This is a genomic window from Faecalibacterium duncaniae, from assembly GCF_010509575.1.
Taxonomy (GTDB): domain Bacteria; phylum Bacillota; class Clostridia; order Oscillospirales; family Ruminococcaceae; genus Faecalibacterium; species Faecalibacterium duncaniae.
Genome location: NZ_CP048437.1, coordinates 1,960,243 through 1,976,440, shown reverse-complemented (window position 1 = coordinate 1,976,440; position 16,198 = coordinate 1,960,243). Strand labels below are relative to the sequence as shown.

The window sequence follows — 16,198 nt, the reverse complement described above, 5'->3', positions numbered from 1 at the left end:
GGCTTTTTTGATGAACAGCTGAGGTACCATACCCATGGCAGAACGTAAACCCATCATCTCATTCCGCAACTTTTCCTTCCAGTACCGCGCCCAGAAGCGCCCCACCCTGACCGATATCGATCTGGAGATCTACCCGGGGGAACGGGTGCTCATTGCGGGCCCCTCCGGCAGCGGCAAGAGTACGCTGGCGGGGTGCATCAACGGGCTGAACCCGTTTTCCAACCCCGGCGCGTGCACCGGCACCCTGACCGTAGACGGTGTGGATGCGCCCCACAGCAGCCTCTTTGAGCTTTCGGCCCATGTGGGCACGGTGCTGCAGGACCCGGACGGCCAGTTCATCGGGCTGACCGTGGGCGAGGACATTGCCTTTGCACTGGAAAACAGCTGCACCCCGCAGGATGAGATGCACGCCATCACCCGCCATGCTGCCGAGCTGGTGGGCATCGAGAACCATCTCGGCTATGCGCCGCACGAGCTTTCGGGCGGGCAGAAGCAGCGGGTGAGCCTGGCGGGCGTGATGGTGGATCAGGTCAGGATCCTGCTCTTCGATGAGCCGCTGGCCAACCTCGACCCCGCCACCGGCAAGCAGGCCATTGAACTGATCGACGAGATCCAGAAAAAGACGGATACCACAGTGCTCATCATCGAACATCGGCTGGAGGATGTGCTCTGGCGGAACGTGGACCGCATCGTGCTGGTGAACGGCGGCACCATTCTGGCAGACCTGCGCCCGGATGAGCTGCTCTCGGGCAGCCTGCTGGCGGAAAACGGCATCCGGGAGCCGCTGTATGTCACGGCTCTGCGCTATGCCGGGGTGGATATCACTCCGGACAAGCACCCCGCCCATGTGGACAGTCTTGTGCTGGACGATACCGACACCCAAAAGCTCCGGGACTGGTTCACGGCCCGGCCCCGGCCCACCGCGCAGCCGGAACGGGAGCCGCTGCTGGAGGTAAAGGGCCTGAGCTTTGGTTATCAGAAGGGCCAGCAGACCCTGCGGGATGTCAGCTTCTCAATCGGCAAGGGGGAGATGGTGAGCATCGTGGGCCGGAACGGCGCGGGCAAATCCACCCTCTCCAAGCTCATCTGCGGCTTCGAGACCCCGGATGCGGGCGAGATCTTCCTGAACGGCAAGCCGCTGGCTGAGGAGAACATCCGCCGCCGCGCCCAGCACATCGGCTATGTGATGCAGAACCCCAACCAGATGATCTCCAAGACCATGATCTACGATGAGGTGGCTCTGGGGCTGCAGCGCTCCGGCCTGACCGAGGCGCAGATCCGGGAAAAGGTGGAAGCGACCCTCAGGGTCTGCGGTCTGTATCCCTTCCGCAACTGGCCCATTTCTGCACTGAGCTTCGGCCAGAAAAAGCGGGTGACCATTGCCAGCGTGCTGGTGCTTGACCCGGAGCTCATCCTTCTGGATGAGCCCACCGCCGGGCAGGATTTCCGGCACTATACCGACATCATGGAGTTCCTGCGGGGCCTGAATGCCCGGGGTGTGACGGTGGTGATGATCACCCATGACATGCACCTGATGCTGGAATACACCCGCCGCGCGCTGGTGTTCTGCGACGGACGGCTCATTGCCGACCGCACCGCGGCCGCCGTTCTGTGTGACCCCGTGCTGGTGGAACAGGCGGCCCTGAAGGAGACCAGCCTGTACACGCTGGCCAACCGCTGCGGCATTGCGCCCGCGCAGGAATTTGTAGAACGCTTTATTGAGCAGGACCGGGAGGTGAGAGAGGGTGGCCGCTAAGACTGTTTTGAATTATCTCCCCCGGGAGAGTGTCATCCATAAGATGACCGGAACCACCAAGCTGGCGTTCTTCCTGCTGTTTACCTTTGCCAGCATGATCACCTACAACACCTGGGTGCTGCTGGGCCTGTTGGTGGTCAGCCTGCTGGCCTTCAGGCTGAGCCGGATCAAATTCCGGGAAGTCCGGTTTATGATGACCTTCATGCTGGTGTTCCTGCTGCTGAACAACCTGTTCATCTTCCTGTTCGATCCCAATCAGGGTACCACCCTGTACGGCACCCGCACGGTGCTCTGCCACCTGTTCTGGCGGTATGACCTGACAGCGGAACAGCTGTTCTACATGGTCAACATCAGCCTGAAATATTTTGTGGCCCTGCCGGTGGCCATCCTCTTCATCTCTGCCACCGACCCCAGCGAGTTTGCTGCCAGCCTGAACAGCATCGGCATCTCGTATAAAGTCGGATATTCAGTGGCCATTGCCCTACGCTACATCCCCGATATCCAGCGCGACTACCACAGCATCAGCCAGGCCCAGCAGGCCCGCGGCGTGGAGCTGGGCAAAAAGGAGCCTTTCTTCAAGCGGATGAAGAACTCTGTCAACATCCTGCTGCCGCTCATCCTGACCAGCCTGAACCGCATCGACACCATTTCCAATGCGATGGAGCTGCGCGGCTTCGGCAAGAACAGCAAGCGCACCTGGTATACCCAGCGCCCCTTTGCCCGGCGGGACTTCATTGCCCTGGGCGTGGGCGCGGCCCTGCTGCTCATCAGCCTGACCGTGACCATCCGCTTTGGAAGGTTCTATAACCCATTCCTCTGAACAAAAAGACATCCCAGCACTTCCTGTTTCGGCAGGCCGTGCGGGGATGTTTTGCTTTTACAGACCGTTGGTTCAATGATGCCGCAAGAAAGAGGGGGCCGTGTTACGCCGCGTCCACGAACTCCTCCGGGTCTTCCACGGCATCGGTGATGGTCTCCTCCGCGTCATCGGAGGAGTCGGCAGGCTGCTCCGGGTGGAGCAGGGCGTTGAGCAGGTCACGGAAGTCGATCAGGCTGTCATCCACCTGCTGGTTCCGGGCCAGCAGATCCTGCACCATGTCGGGCTTGTCGGTGATGAGGTCGTCCACGCCCAGCTCCAGCATGTGGGTGGCGACCTTTTCGCGGTCGATGGTCCAGGCAGACACAGTCTTGCCCCGCAGATGGACGGCGTTGACCATGCCGGAGGTGATAAAGGTGGTCTCCACGCTGAAAAAGTCGGCATCGGGCAGGTCGTAGTAGTTGCCTACGCCCAGAGCCAGAATGTAGCCGGTGGGGTACTCAGGGGCCAGCGTCTTGACCTTGTGCAGGGTCTCGTAGCTCTGGGAGGTGATGACGCAGTTGGAGCTGTCGAAGCCGTATTCCCGCAGCAGGCGTACGGTCTCAGCCTCCAGAGCAGGGGTGGCGGCGCTGGGCTTGATCTCCACGTTCAGGCCGATGCGGCCCCGGCAGAGCTGCAGCACCTGTTCCAGGGTGGGGATCCGGGTGTCGGCAAAGCGGCTGCTGAACCAGCGTCCTGCGTCCAGCTGTGCCACCTCGGCATAGGTCAGATCATAGACTTTTGCGTTTTTGCCGGTGCAGCGTTTCAGGTTTGAATCGTGGGTCACCACGACCACGCCGTCACTGGTCATCTGCACATCCAGCTCGATGCGGTCGCCGCCCTTGAGGATGGCCGACCGGAAGGCGGGAAGGGTGTTTTCCGGGGCTACGGTGCAGTCGCCCCGGTGGAAGGTGACCAGCGGGGTCACGCCGCCTACGGCGGTGAGCAGGGCATCGTCCTGGGGCAGGGCATAGAGGTAGACGGCCATCAGCCCGGTGACCAGCGTGACCCCGGCCACCGCAGCGGTGAGCAGGGGCCAGCCGCCAAAGCGGTGCGGCTTGCCTTCCGGCAGCGCTTCCGGCGGGCAGTCACGGCAGCAATCGTAGAGGAATGCGATGATGGTGCACTGGGCCGTGGTGACCTTGCAATCCAGCAAAAAGCCGAAGAAGGGGATCTCCAACAGATACAGCGCACGGGCGAGCAGCAGCATGGCGCGGGTGCTCCGCAGGCCGATCAGCGCTGCCACGCTGTAAACCAGCAGGGAAGCTCCGAAAAAGACCAGAACAGACCGGATCAGCGCACTGAGGTTCCACCGCAGCAGCACACCGGCCAGCCGGGGAAGCTGTGTTTTGACATGGGCAGCGCTCTCCTGAACGGCATCCCACAGGTTTTTGCGTTCCAGCGTAAAGAGGGGGAGCACCAGGACCCAGAGCAGGGTAAACAGGAACGCCGCACCCAGAATGAGAAGAAAAAGCACCAGATAGAGCGGCTTTGCCCGGACAAGCCCAAGGATGTACTCCGGCACAGCCAGCTGAGAGATATAGTTGTAAGTCACGAATACATCTGTAAAGGGGATGAGCAGGGCGCAGTAAAGCAGGATGAGCCAGTTCTTGGGGAGCAGGACATGGCGGATATCCCCCAGTGACCGGACGAACAGGGAAACAGGACGCAGTGGTTCACCCCGGCGGGCCAGCGCAAACCCGTGCAGGAGGATGGAAAAGCCGTAAAGGTTCCAGCACGCCGCCAGAAGGACGATGAGCACGATCCCGCCTAAAATGGTCGGTGAAGTAAAGATCTGATGCGCATTGTTGTTGGTCAGGTAGTTTACCGGCGAACAGCGCAGTGTCAGCGACCAGATGCCATTCATGGCGGGCAGAAACAAAAGATAGGTCAGGGCTTTGTACACCAGCACGGCTGTCAGAACGGCAGCGGAGGCCCGGTGCAGCAGGGTCAGGGCATGGTTCCGGGTGTCCTTGTAGGCCCGGTGTGCCCGCGTGAGGGAGCGGAAGAGATGCTTCAATTTGGATTCCACCTCGGTACTGGGATATGGTTCTGTCATTTTACAGTAGTATATCACAAAGCCGGGAAAAATGGAAACGACACGGATCGACAGTTTGTTCCAGAGGGCACAGGCGCTTTTCAGCGGAGCAAAAGCGTGTTACAATAGGGGCAGAGTAAAACAGACAGGGGAGGAACACCCAATGCAGATCATGGATCAATTCGGTGCAGCACCGGGGGCAGAGAGCGTCCGGATGCCAGATGGCACCGAGCGGACACTGGCGGCAGAGCACGCCGCGGCCATTCTGGTCAACGAACAGCCAGCCTTCCGGGTGGTCTGCACGCCGGAGCTGCTGCCGCAGCTGGCGCTGGGCCGCCTGCTGACCGAGGGCTGGATCACTTCTGCTGACGAGGTGGAGCGGGTGGCCGTCTGCGCGCAGGGCCTCAAAATAAGCGTTCAGCTGCGCCACCCGCTGGCGGCAGCGGAACAGGCCGGGCAGGAGGTGCCCAGCTGCTGCACCGATAATCTGACGCTGGCCAGCCCGGTGCGGCTGCCGCCGCTGGCTCCGGTGCCCCAGCGGGAGATCCCCGCCGCATGGGTGGATGCGCTGGCCGATGCCATGGGGCAGGGCCTGCCGCTCTACCGTGCCACCCATGCCGTGCACAGCTGCCTGCTGCTGCGTGCGGGCAGGATCTTGTACCGGTGCGAGGATCTGGGCCGCCACAACGCGCTGGACAAGGCCGTGGGCTGCGCCCTGACAGAGGGTGTGCCGCTGGCGGAGTGTGTGCTCTTTACCAGCGGCCGGGTGCCGGTGGATATGGTGCGCAAGGCCATCCGGGCCGGTGTGCCCGCGCTGGTGAGCAAGAGTATGCCCACGGTACAGTCGCTTGAGCTGGCAGAGGAATATGGATTGAAACTGTTCATCCGGCAAAAGAAATGATTTCACCAAGAGCTTTTGAGAGAAATTGTAGGGCTTTGTTTGTGCGTATACGTTGACTAACCGGTGGAAAAGATGTTATTCTTATAACGAAGAAACCGTTCCGCACTGTTGCAGCAGGTGGAACGGCTGTTTTCGTGCCCGGGAGTTCCGGGCACAGCTGAATCAAACAGGCAGGTGATACAATTGAAGCAGGCAAATCATGCGCCGCAGTCCTTGTGGCGCAGGCGGCTGCCCGGCTATGCGGCCATGGGTGCGGCAACGCTTGCCATGGCGCTTGGCCTTGGCGGGCTGATGCACAGCCGCACCACGGTGGCCGGAACGGCTCTGCCGCTGGCAGATGCCGACGCTGCCACCTATGGTGTGAGCGCGGTGTACCAGCTGGATGACACCACGTATTATGTGGTGGGCAGCAAGCAGGGCTTCCAGAGCGAGGTGCAGGCCGGTGTGACGCTGGACCGCGACGGCAATGTGCTGGATGTGAAGATCCTGGCACAGGCCGAGACCGACAGCCTGGGTGCCCAGTGTGAGAACCCGGAGTTCACGGCCCAGTACCAGGGCGCAGCTCCCTTCACGCTGGCAGGCAAGCGCTACACTGTGACCGACCCGGCCACCGGCACGGCTTTTGCTGCCGCAGGCAGCGCCGGGACCGACGCTGCCCCCGCTGAGGCCTTTGACCCCGCCGCATGGCGTGCGGGCGATACCTCCCCGGAGGCCGAGGCTACCCGGAAGATGTATGAAGCCGGGCTGACCCTCTCGGCCCTGAACGGCCAGCCGATGGACGATGCGCTCATCCCCCCGATGGACAACAGTGCTGAGGCTGTGGCACGGCGCAAGCTGTACGCGGCGTGTCTGAGCAAGAGCGCGCAGGACGGCGAGGAACAGGCAGTGCCTTATGCAGACTGGTCCGCTGAAAAGCAGGCCGAGTACAAGCTGCAGGCCGCTGATCTGACCACCCAGGGCAGTGCGGCCGACACGGTCAGCGCTGACATGACCCAGGTGGATGCGCTTTCCGGTGCAACCATTACGTCCACGGCGGTCACGGACATCGTCAACAATTCTTATTTCTATGTAACCGAGGTGCTCTGCGCAGAGTGACCTCACGGAGGAATGGAAACCTATGGCAAAAACTGATTTTCTGACGGCTGACATGACCCGCCGTCAATTTATGAAGATCTCGGGCAAGAGCCTTGCAGGACTCACCCTTTCCGCATCTATGCTGTCCCTCTTTGGCTGCTCTCAGAAGCAGGTGGACGCCGGTGCTGTGGCGACCTGGGCACTGCCCCAGGGTCTGCTGGTGGTCAATGCTGACCTGTGCACCGGCTGCCAGCGGTGCGAGATCAACTGCACCCTGACCAACGACGGCGTGTGCTCTTCCTACATCAGCCGTGTCAAGATCCAGCGCCGCCTGAATCTGGACGGCGACGGCAACGGTCTGCTGTCCGGCACCGACAACTGCTTTGTCTACTTCCCGGATACCTGCCGCCAGTGTGAGGATCCCGCCTGCGGCAATGCATGCCCCCAGAAGGCCATTGTCACCAATGAGCAGGGCATCCGCGTGGTCGATACCGACAAGTGCATCGGCTGCGGTGCCTGCGTGGAGGCCTGCCCCTGGCACATGCCCACCGTCAACCCCGAGACCGGCAAGTCCTCCAAGTGCATCGCCTGCGGTGCCTGCGTGGCGGGCTGCCCGTCCGGCGCTCTGTCCATCGTGGACTGGGATGCCGTTACCAGCGCAGCACAGGCTGCTTACAAGGACCTGTAAGGAGGAACAACAATGGCTGAAACCTATGGCTGGGCAGGCAAGATCCTGCGCGTCAACCTGACCACCGGTGAGATCACCACCCAGGACGACGCAAAATACCATAAATATATCGGCGGTATGGGCATGGCCTACCGCATTATGTACGAGGAAGCTCCCATGGAGCTGGACCCCTATGACGAGAAGGCTCTGGTCATCTTTGGTGTCGGCCCCCTGACCGGTGCCGGCGTGCCCTGCTCCGGCCGTATGAACGTGACCTTCCGTTCTACCTGGTCCAAGGGCCACTCCATCATCGATGCACACATGGGCGGCCACATCGGCTCCATGCTGAAGTATGCCGGTTACGACGGCATCGTTGTCAGCGGCATCTCCGAAAAGCCCGTCTACCTGCGCATCGAGGACGGCGAAGTCTCTCTGGAGGACGCAAGCGAGATCTGGGGCAAGGGTACCTTTGCTGCCAACAAGTGGATGGTGGAGCAGAACGGCCGTGAGTTCGAGACTGCTTCCATCGGCCCCGCCGGTGAGAATCTGGTGGATTACTCCACTCTGAACACCAGCTTCGGCAACTCCGGCGGTGCCGGTCTGGGCGCTGCCATGGGCAACAAGAAGCTGAAGGGCCTGGCCATCCGCGGCACCGGCAGCGTCAAGGTGGCTGACCCCAAGAAGGTGCTGGAGCTGTCCAACTACATGATGGGCAACCTGATCGGCGGCAACAACAACCACAACGTGCCCGCACAGCCCCAGAGCTGGGCAGAGTACAGCGCCACCTCCGGCAAGAACCGCTGGTCCGGCGCTCCCGGCCGTATGTGGAAGAAGGCTCCCGGCGGCCCCGTGGATACCGGCGAGCAGCCCTACAACGATATCAACAAGGTGGCTCTGCGCTGCTTCAAGGGCTACTTCGACTTCGGCGCTCCGGCTGCGGAGTACACCGTGAAGAACGGCGGCTGCTCCTCCTGCCCCATCCGCTGCTACACTGAGTACGATGTGGATCCGCTGGCCGATTACGACCTGCCCACCCACAACTCCAACACCTGTATGCCCGTGCTGTACGGCACCCGCGTCTATCCGGACGGCGTGCACGATTTCAAGTACGAGGGCGACGGCACCATGGTCATCAACCTGGCATGGTCTCATGCTGTGGACGATATGGGCCTGTGGGACAACTACGGCAACCTGAACCGCGACCTGCTGTGGATCCTGCGGATGCCCCGCGAAGAGGCCACCAAGTACATCAGCGAGGCTGAGTACGACTCCCTGCCCTGGGAGTGGGAGAAGGCCGGCGATCCCCGCTGGGAGGTGGAGCTGATCCGCCGCATGGCTTACGGTGAGGGCGACCTGTCCGTGATCGCCAAGGGCACCCTGGCCATGATGGAGAAGTTCGGCCTGCCCAAGAGCTGGCTGGACCGCGACGATGGTGCCACCAACTCCAACCTGATCTACAACGGCTTCCCCAACCACCACGGCCCTGCTGAGGCATGGCAGGTGGGTATGCTGTACAACCTCGTCTACAACCGCGACTGCATGATCCACGAGATCGTCTGCGAGACCGGCTCCGGTGCTCCCTATGATGTGACCAAGAAGGTCATGGAAGACTTCTTCGGCGAGGGCTGCTACGATAAGGCCAAGGCCTACACTCCCATCAACGAGAACAAGGCAAAGCTGGCTGCATACTGCGTCAACGACAAGAACTTCCACGACTCTGCCACCCTGTGCAACTGGATGTGGCCCATGACCCAGTCTCCCTCCAAGGAGCGCGAGTACCACGGCGACCTGGATCTGCAGGCAGACTTTATGACTGCTGTTACCGGCGAGACCTATACCCAGGCCGATCTGCAGGAGGATGGTGCCCGCATCACCCAGATGCTGCGCGCGATGACCGCCATCAGCTTCCAGCAGAACTGCGGCAGCGCAAACCTGCGTCAGGAGCACGATGCCATCTGTGATTGGGTGTTCGATAAGGACCCCGACTTCAAGGCATTCGAGGAAGGCACCACCAAGCTGGACCGCGCCGACATGGAGAAGGCAAAGGATCTGTTCTACGACATCTTCGGCTGGGACCGCACCACCGGTGTGCCCACCCGCGAGACGCTGGAGAAGTATGATCTGGCTGACATGGCCGATGATCTGGAAAAGCGCGGCATCTACGCCCAGAACACCGCAGCAGCTGAATAAATCCCATAGAAAGAGGAACGATCGTCATGTTGTTTGGCAGACGTAAACCCGGCTACACCACCACTGTGGACAGCAGCGTGGACCCGGAGCAGGCCGTTCTGGACCTGCAGAAGGCAGAGCTGGCCGCCAAGAAAAAGCCCAAGGCAGAGGTGTTCGACATCGATGCCGCCAGCGAGACGGCCCGCCGCCTGAAGGAAACGGGCAGCAGCTTTGACGGCAGCGCCGCCAAGACCGGCGAGGACGTGATCGCCGCCGTGGAGCGGGAGACCGCAGAGCTTGCAGCAATGCAGGCTGCCGGGGCCGCACCCGAAGCCGCCGAAACTGCGCAGGACGAGGCCGCAAAGCCTCAGCTGCTGGATTTTCTGGCCGGTGAGCCGGAGGCTGAAAACGATCCCTTTGCGGATCAGCCTACCCAGACCGCGCCGGAGCTGCCGGAGCTGACCCCCGCGCAGGAGCTGGCCGGTTACATCCGTTCCCGCAGCGCCGCCGCGCTTATCACGCCCCACGCACTGCTGGTCAGTGAGGTGGAGAACGCCGACGAGCTGCTGGCTCAGATGCCGCAGGACCCCCAGTGTGAGGATATCGTTGTCCGTGCAGGCGCAAAGGATTCCTACTATTACTCCAACGCCAACATGAGCGACAACTACGCCATGATCGCCCAGCTCATTGAGGACAAAGACCTCTGTGTCATGTTTGCTGAGATGGTGCGCTTCAACGCACGGGTCTACCCCAGTGCTACCCCGCTGAAGTACTTCCAGCGCTCCCCCTACGGCCTTGCGCCGGAGGAGATCGAGCAGACCTGGAAGACCATGCAGGGCAGGCTGGAGTTTGCCGACATCGAAGAGCTGACCAACAATCAGAACGAGCGGTTCCTCTTCTCCACCCAGTACCTCACCCGCCGCTATGCAAAAGCCATCAGCGACGTGGATGATTTCTGCGACTAAAAGATCATACACAATTGAATAGGGTACAAGAGCTTCTTTGAGCAAGGCTGTCTAAACCCCGCAGGGGGCAGGACACCGCGCCGCAATGCTAAGGGCCAACGCCGGCATTCAAGGGTGGCAGGGGAAACCCGGCCGCCTTCCCGCAGAAGAAACGCTGCAATTTGAAAAAAAGAACTCCTCCCATCCACCGTTCCGGAGCGTTGCCTCCTTCCCGTTGCTGCAACAGCGGAAAAGGAAGCGGCTCCCTCGGCGTGGCGGCCTGCAGGCTGCCGCTCCGGGCCATGTTCGGTTTTTTGCGGGGGCGTTTTGATTTTCGGTCAAAACGTCTCCGCTTTTTTTCACCTGCCGATCGAAAAGAGATCTCCCCGGGAGTTTGTCCGGGCCATAGCGGGCAAACTGTGCCCCGGGGAGCGATGGAGGATTTTTGCAATGAAACAGCCTTTTTGCACGCCAGCCCAGGCCCTGCGCCGGGTGCTGGATGCTGCTGCGGCTCTCCCGGTGCCTGCCACGGAGCGGGTGCCGCTGGATGATGCCTGTGGGCGGATCGCAGCCCGGGACCTGTGCGCCCGGATGGATCAGCCCCCATTTGACCGGAGCCCTCTGGATGGCTATGCCCTTCACAGTGCCGACACGGCCGGGGCGGGGGAGGAGACCCCTGTCACCCTGCCGGTGGTGATGAAGCTCTACGCCGGGGATGCCCCCGCCGCTGTCCTGCCTGCCGGGTGTGCTGCCCGCATTATGACCGGCGCACCCCTGCCCCCGGGCGCAGACTGCGTTCTGATGCAGGAGCTGACCGACGGCGGGGAGGAGCAGGTGCGCATTTACGCACAGCTTCAACCCAACGCCAATGTGGTGTTCCGGGGTGAGGACATCGCCGCCGGTGCCCCCATTGCCGCTGCCGGAACTGTGCTGACCCCGGCGCACATCGGTGTGCTGGCCGGTCAGGGCATCCCGGATGCCGAGGTCTTTCGCCCCCTGACCGTGGGCGTGCTTGCTACCGGCAGTGAGCTGCTGGAAGCGGGTGAGGCCTGGGCTCCCGGCAAGATCTACGATGCCAACGGGATCCAGAATGCCGCCCGCCTGCGGCAGCTGGGCTTTGCCGTGGAGCGCACCCACTGCTCGGATGACCCGGAGGAGATCGCCGCCCGGATGCAAGAACTGCTCACCCGGTGTGATGCGGTGATCACCAGCGGCGGTGTTTCGGTGGGGCAGAAGGATTACCTGCCCACAGTGCTGGAAATGCTGCACGCGGAGCCTGTTTTTGCCGGGGTAGCTCAGAAGCCCGGCAGCCCCATGATCGCTGCACAGGTGGGAGAAAAGCTGGTGTTCTGCCTGTCCGGCAATCCCTTTGCCGCTGCTGCCACGCTGGAGCAGTATGCCGTTCCGGCCCTGCTGCGGGCCGCAGGGCGGCGGGAAGAGGACTGCATCCCGGTGCATACCCGGGGAAGGCTGACCACCGGCTTTTCCAAGCCCAGCAAGGGAACCCGCTTTCTGCGGGCCAGAGCGCTGGGCGGCCTGGTGGAGATCCCCGGCGAGGGCAACGCGGAGGCGCATTCCTCGGGCAGTCTGTCGGCCATGATGGGCTGCAACTGCCTGGTGGAGCTGCCTGCGGGCAGCGGCCCGGTGGCTCCGGGCGAAGAAGTGGAGGTACTGAACTTTGTACAGTGAAAAGAAACAGGCGCTTGCTGCCGAGCTGAGCCTGAAGCGCCCGGCTGTGCTGGCCGTGAGCGGTGCGCACAACAGCGGCAAAACGACTTTGTTGGAAAAACTCATTCCCCTGCTGCGGGCACGGGGCCTGAAGGTGGGTGTCATCAAGCATGACGGCCACGATTTTACCCCCGACGTGCCGGGCACCGACAGCTTCCGTCTGCGGGAGGCCGGGGCCGAGGGCGTGGCGGTCTTTTCGGGCAGCCGTTACCTGCTGACGGAGGAATTCCGCCTGAACGAGCAGGATCTGCTGGCCCTGTTTGAGCGCCACGGCTATGATCTGGTGCTGATGGAGGGCTTCAAGGAGAGCGGCTGGCCCAAGATCGAGGTGGTGCGCAAGGCTGTCTCGGAGGAGCCTGTCTCCTTTGAACCGCTGGCCATCGTGGGGGATGTTCCGGGGGCAGACTTTGCACTGGACGAGCCCGCAGCGCTGGCCGACTGGATCGCTGCACAGATGCCTGCATTGTAACAGGGGGAGGAAGAAACCATGAAACTGATCCGTACCGAAGACGCGGCAGGGCAGGTGCTCTGCCACGATATCACCCAGATCATCCCGGGTGAATTCAAGGGGGCCCGCTTCAAAAAGGGCCACATCATTCAGCCCGAGGATATTCCGGTGCTGCTGAGCATCGGCAAGGAAAACCTCTATGTCTGGGAGAAAAAGCCCGGCATCCTCCACGAGGACGAAGCTGCCGCCCTGCTCTACAAGGCCGCTGCCGGTCAGAATATCCACGGCACCGAGCCCCGGGAGGGCAAGATCGAATTGATCGCTGACTGCGACGGTCTGCTCAAGATCGACCGCAGGGCCCTGCTGGCGGTGAACAGCACCCCCCAGATGATGATCGCCACGATCCACGGCGACCTGCCTGTGAAAAAGGGAGCCAAGCTGGCTGGTACCCGCATCATCCCGCTGGTCATTGAGCAGGAGAAGATGGAGGCCATGCAGGCTGCTGCCGGGCCGAAGCCCATCCTGAACGTGCTGCCCTTCCACCAGAAGAAGTTTGCCGTTATCACCACCGGCAGTGAGGTGTTCAAGGGCCGCATTGAGGACAAGTTTACTCCCATCCTCGAGCAAAAGCTGGCGGTGTATGGCTGTGAGATGGCCTTCCACAAGGTCTGCGACGATGACCCGGCGGGCATCACGGCCGCCATTCTGGAAGCAAAGGCCGCAGGCTGTGAGCTGATCTTTACCACCGGCGGCATGAGCGTGGACCCTGATGACCGCACCCCGCTGGCCATCAGGAACACCGGGGCTGAAATTATTACCTACGGCGCGCCCGTGCTGCCCGGTGCCATGTTCCTGGTCAGCTATCTGGACGGTGTGCCGGTCTGCGGTCTGCCCGGCTGTGTGATGTACGCCAAGCGCACCATTTTTGACCTGCTGCTGCCCCGCCTGCTGGCCGATGACCCCATCACCGCCGAGGATATCGCCCGTCTGGGCGAGGGCGGCCTCTGCCTGGGCTGCGCCGAGTGCCACTGGCCCAACTGCGGCTTCGGACACTGCTGAAACCCTCTCAGTCAAAGCCTTTCGGCTTTGCCAGCTCCCCCGAAGGGGGAGCTTAACTAAGGTGAAAAAATATGAGTGAAAACAATCTGACACATTTTGATGCCGCCGGAAACGCTGTGATGGTGGACGTGAGCGAAAAGCCCGTCACGGCCCGGGAGGCCACGGCCCACGGCATCATTACCATGAATGCGGATGCCTTTGCCGCTGTGGAAAGCGGCACCGTGAAAAAGGGCGATGTGCTGGGCGTGGCCCGGGTGGCCGGCATCATGGCCACCAAGCGCACCAGCGAGCTGATCCCTCTGTGCCACCCGCTGCCGCTGACCAAGGTGCAGATCGAGTTTGACCTGCTGCCCGAGCGCCGGGCTGTGGAAGCGCGCTGCACGGTCAAGACCAGCGGCGTGACCGGCGTGGAGATGGAGGCACTGACCGGCGTTTCCACCGCCCTGCTCACCATCTATGACATGTGCAAGGCCGTGGATAAGGGCATGGAGCTGGGCGAGATCCATCTGGTGGAAAAGACCGGCGGCAAGAGCGGACATTACATCCGGGCGGAGGGCGGCTATGTTTGATTCCAAGGGCCGCAAGATCCATTATCTCCGCCTTTCCGTGACCGACCTGTGCAACCTGCGCTGCCGCTACTGTATGCCGGATGGCGTGGACAAGCTGGAACGGGAGGATATCCTGACCTACGAGGAATTCCTGCGCCTTGCCGCCCTGTTTGCCCGGTGCGGGGTGGATACCGTGCGGGTCACCGGCGGCGAACCGCTGGTGCGCAAGGGCGTGGAGCAGCTGGTCAAGGGGCTGAAAGCCATCCCTGGCATCCGGAAGGTCACCATGACCACCAATGCCGTCCTGTTGGAACAGCAGCTGCCCGCCCTGCTGGAGGCCGGGCTGGACAGCGTGAACATCAGTCTGGATACGCTGGACCCCGCTCTGTTTGCAAAGATCACGGCCAGGGATGAATTTGCCGCCGTGCAGGCGGGCATCCATGCCGCGCTGGAAAGCGGCATCCCGGTCAAGCTGAACTGCGTGCCCCAGGTGGGCGTAAACGAGGGTGAGCTGGAAGCGCTGGCCGCTCTGGCACAGGACAAGCCCCTGCAGGTGCGGTTCATCGAGATGATGCCCATCGGCTACGGGGCGGCCATGCCCTGTATCTCCGGCCCGGAGCTGCTGGCCCGCTTCCGCAGGCGCTGGCCGGAGCTGGCCCCGCTGCCCGGGGCCGCGTGTGCCGCGCTGGGCGACGGCCCGGCGGTCTATTACACCGTGCCGGGCTGGAAAGGGGACATCGGCTTCATTGCCGCTGTCCACGGCAAGTTCTGCGCCTCCTGCAACCGGGTGCGGCTGACCAGTCAGGGCTTTCTGCGCCCCTGCCTTGCCAGTGAGGCCGGATGTGACCTGAAAGCCCTGCTGCGCAGTGGCGCGTCTGACGAAGAGCTGCTGACTGCTATCCGTACCACCATCTGGGAAAAGCCCCAGGAACATCATTTTGAATTGAAACAGGACATCCCCGCGACCCGGGGCATGTACCGAATTGGAGGATAAATCTATGGGAAAACTTCTGGCGATCTGCACCAGCCCCCAGCGGGGCACGGTCAAGACCGAAGTGGAAAGCGCACGCCTGACCCCGGAATGGGGCATTGAGACCGATGCCCACGGCGGAAACTGGCACCGTCAGGTCAGTATGCTCAGCGCCGAAAAGATCGAGAACTTCCGCAAGAAGATCTGGGTGGACTACGGTGCCTTTGGCGAGAATTTGGTGGTGGAGGGCTACGATTTCCGCAATCTGCCCGTGACCAGCCGCTTCGCCATCGGGGACGTGGTGCTGGAAATGACCCAGATCGGCAAAGAGTGCCACAATGACTGCGTCATCAAGCAGAAGACCGGCGAGTGCATCATGCCCCGGGAGGGTGTGTTTGCCCGGGTGCTGCAGGGCGGCGAGATCCACGTGGGGGACGAGGTGACCCTGCTGCCCCCGCCGGAAAATCCGCCCCTGCGCGCTGCCGTCATCACCCTTTCCGACAAGGGCAGCCGTGGTGAGCGGGAGGACAAGAGCGGCCCCCTGATCGTGGAGATGCTCACCGCTGCAGGCTATCAGGTGGAGGAGACCATGATCCTGCCCGATGAGGCAAAGGCCCTGAAGGCACAGCTCATCCGGCTGGCCGATGGCCGTCAGGTCAACCTGATCCTGACCACCGGCGGCACCGGCTTTGCTCCCCGGGATATCACCCCGGAAGCCACCTATGCCGTAGCGGACCGCAACGCCCCCGGCATTGCTGAGGCTATGCGTTACCACAGCCTGAGCATCACCCCGCGCGGGATGCTCAGCCGTGCTGTCAGCGTGCTGCGGGGCAAGACCCTCATCGTCAACCTGCCCGGCAGCCCCAAGGCCGTGAAAGAGAATCTGGAGTACATCCTGCCCAGCCTGGAGCACGGGGTACGCATTGCCGCCGGGCTGGACGGCGAGTGTGCCCGCAAATAAGCCTGTTTCACCGCCGCGGCGTTGCTTTTGGTGCCGGGCGTGAAAATAAAAGTACAACAAAAGCATACCCACTGTAAGG

At 62.2% G+C, this 16,198-nt stretch carries 14 protein-coding genes; 13 read left to right on the top strand and 1 reads right to left on the bottom strand.

The genetic code is table 11. The features are described 5' to 3' along the window. Nucleotides 1-34: 34 nt before the first annotated feature. Both GXM22_RS09580 and GXM22_RS09575 read left to right on the top strand, forming a co-directional pair. Nucleotides 35-1,756, top strand: a complete 1,722-nt coding sequence (locus tag GXM22_RS09580) for an ABC transporter ATP-binding protein (RefSeq protein ID WP_005931941.1) — start codon at nt 35-37, stop codon at nt 1,754-1,756. Then, nucleotides 1,746-2,576, top strand: a complete 831-nt coding sequence (locus GXM22_RS09575; protein ID WP_005931939.1) for an energy-coupling factor transporter transmembrane component T family protein — start codon at nt 1,746-1,748, stop codon at nt 2,574-2,576. Before GXM22_RS09580 ends, GXM22_RS09575 begins: the two co-directional genes overlap by 11 nt. 103 nt (nt 2,577-2,679) lie before the next feature. On the opposite strand, the gene GXM22_RS09570 is transcribed toward GXM22_RS09575, so the two are convergent. Continuing rightward, entirely contained in the window at nt 2,680-4,632 is a 1,953-nt protein-coding gene (locus GXM22_RS09570) for a glycerophosphodiester phosphodiesterase family protein (RefSeq protein WP_242651560.1), read from the bottom strand. Nucleotides 4,633-4,813: 181 nt separating this feature from the next. Between GXM22_RS09570 and GXM22_RS09565 the strand changes: the two genes are divergently transcribed. The 11 genes from GXM22_RS09565 to GXM22_RS09515 all read left to right on the top strand — a co-directional run bounded on the left by GXM22_RS09565 (nt 4,814) and on the right by GXM22_RS09515 (nt 16,119). After that, a complete protein-coding gene (locus tag GXM22_RS09565; RefSeq protein WP_035393766.1) occupies nt 4,814-5,551 on the top strand; it encodes a formate dehydrogenase accessory sulfurtransferase FdhD in 738 nt (245 codons plus the stop codon). Between the two features lie 183 nt (nt 5,552-5,734). Further along, entirely contained in the window at nt 5,735-6,646 is a 912-nt protein-coding gene (locus GXM22_RS09560; protein ID WP_099357311.1) for an FMN-binding protein, read from the top strand. A 22-nt stretch (nt 6,647-6,668) separates the two neighbouring features. Further along, nucleotides 6,669-7,313, top strand: a complete 645-nt coding sequence (locus tag GXM22_RS09555) for a ferredoxin-like protein (protein WP_005931925.1) — start codon at nt 6,669-6,671, stop codon at nt 7,311-7,313. 12 nt (nt 7,314-7,325) lie between these two features. Continuing rightward, nucleotides 7,326-9,482 carry an aldehyde ferredoxin oxidoreductase N-terminal domain-containing protein gene (locus GXM22_RS09550; RefSeq protein ID WP_005931922.1) on the top strand — a complete coding sequence of 719 codons (2,157 nt, stop codon included), beginning with the start codon at nt 7,326-7,328 and terminating at the stop codon, nt 9,480-9,482. Between the two features lie 26 nt (nt 9,483-9,508). After that, nucleotides 9,509-10,426 carry a hypothetical protein gene (locus GXM22_RS09545; protein WP_005931919.1) on the top strand — a complete coding sequence of 306 codons (918 nt, stop codon included), beginning with the start codon at nt 9,509-9,511 and terminating at the stop codon, nt 10,424-10,426. Nucleotides 10,427-10,855: 429 nt separating this feature from the next. Continuing rightward, nucleotides 10,856-12,094: a molybdopterin molybdotransferase MoeA gene (locus tag GXM22_RS09540; RefSeq protein ID WP_099357312.1), complete on the top strand. Its 1,239-nt coding sequence runs from the start codon at nt 10,856-10,858 to the stop codon at nt 12,092-12,094. Then, a complete protein-coding gene (mobB, locus tag GXM22_RS09535; protein WP_005931907.1) occupies nt 12,084-12,602 on the top strand; it encodes a molybdopterin-guanine dinucleotide biosynthesis protein B in 519 nt (172 codons plus the stop codon). The genes GXM22_RS09540 and mobB overlap by 11 nt, the downstream gene beginning before the upstream one ends. An 18-nt stretch (nt 12,603-12,620) precedes the next feature. After that, nucleotides 12,621-13,640 (top strand): molybdopterin-binding protein, encoded by a 1,020-nt coding sequence (locus tag GXM22_RS09530; protein WP_005931904.1) that lies wholly within the window; start codon nt 12,621-12,623, stop codon nt 13,638-13,640. A 71-nt stretch (nt 13,641-13,711) separates the two neighbouring features. Continuing rightward, the gene (gene moaC / locus GXM22_RS09525) at nt 13,712-14,209 is read left to right on the top strand and encodes a cyclic pyranopterin monophosphate synthase MoaC (protein ID WP_005931901.1); all 498 of its coding nucleotides are present in this window, start codon (nt 13,712-13,714) and stop codon (nt 14,207-14,209) included. Further along, the gene (gene moaA, locus GXM22_RS09520; protein ID WP_005931898.1) at nt 14,202-15,182 is read left to right on the top strand and encodes a GTP 3',8-cyclase MoaA; all 981 of its coding nucleotides are present in this window, start codon (nt 14,202-14,204) and stop codon (nt 15,180-15,182) included. Before moaC ends, moaA begins: the two co-directional genes overlap by 8 nt. Nucleotides 15,183-15,186: 4 nt before the next feature. Next, nucleotides 15,187-16,119, top strand: coding sequence for an MOSC domain-containing protein (locus tag GXM22_RS09515; RefSeq protein ID WP_005931895.1), 933 nt, complete (start codon nt 15,187-15,189; stop codon nt 16,117-16,119). The last annotated feature ends 79 nt before the right edge of the window (nt 16,120-16,198 follow it).

Excerpts from the sequence above, each read along its gene's own strand:
- GXM22_RS09580 (WP_005931941.1), top strand. The coding sequence starts at position 35 with ATGGCAGAACGTAAACCCATCATCTCATTCCGCAACTTTTCCTTCCAG.
- moaA (WP_005931898.1), top strand. The coding sequence starts at position 14,202 with ATGTTTGATTCCAAGGGCCGCAAGATCCATTATCTCCGCCTTTCCGTG.
- GXM22_RS09530 (WP_005931904.1), top strand. The coding sequence starts at position 12,621 with ATGAAACTGATCCGTACCGAAGACGCGGCAGGGCAGGTGCTCTGCCAC.
- moaC (WP_005931901.1), top strand. The coding sequence starts at position 13,712 with ATGAGTGAAAACAATCTGACACATTTTGATGCCGCCGGAAACGCTGTG.
- GXM22_RS09545 (WP_005931919.1), top strand. The coding sequence starts at position 9,509 with ATGTTGTTTGGCAGACGTAAACCCGGCTACACCACCACTGTGGACAGC.
- GXM22_RS09540 (WP_099357312.1), top strand. The coding sequence starts at position 10,856 with ATGAAACAGCCTTTTTGCACGCCAGCCCAGGCCCTGCGCCGGGTGCTG.
- GXM22_RS09550 (WP_005931922.1), top strand. The coding sequence starts at position 7,326 with ATGGCTGAAACCTATGGCTGGGCAGGCAAGATCCTGCGCGTCAACCTG.
- GXM22_RS09555 (WP_005931925.1), top strand. The coding sequence starts at position 6,669 with ATGGCAAAAACTGATTTTCTGACGGCTGACATGACCCGCCGTCAATTT.
- GXM22_RS09565 (WP_035393766.1), top strand. The coding sequence starts at position 4,814 with ATGCAGATCATGGATCAATTCGGTGCAGCACCGGGGGCAGAGAGCGTC.
- GXM22_RS09515 (WP_005931895.1), top strand. The coding sequence starts at position 15,187 with ATGGGAAAACTTCTGGCGATCTGCACCAGCCCCCAGCGGGGCACGGTC.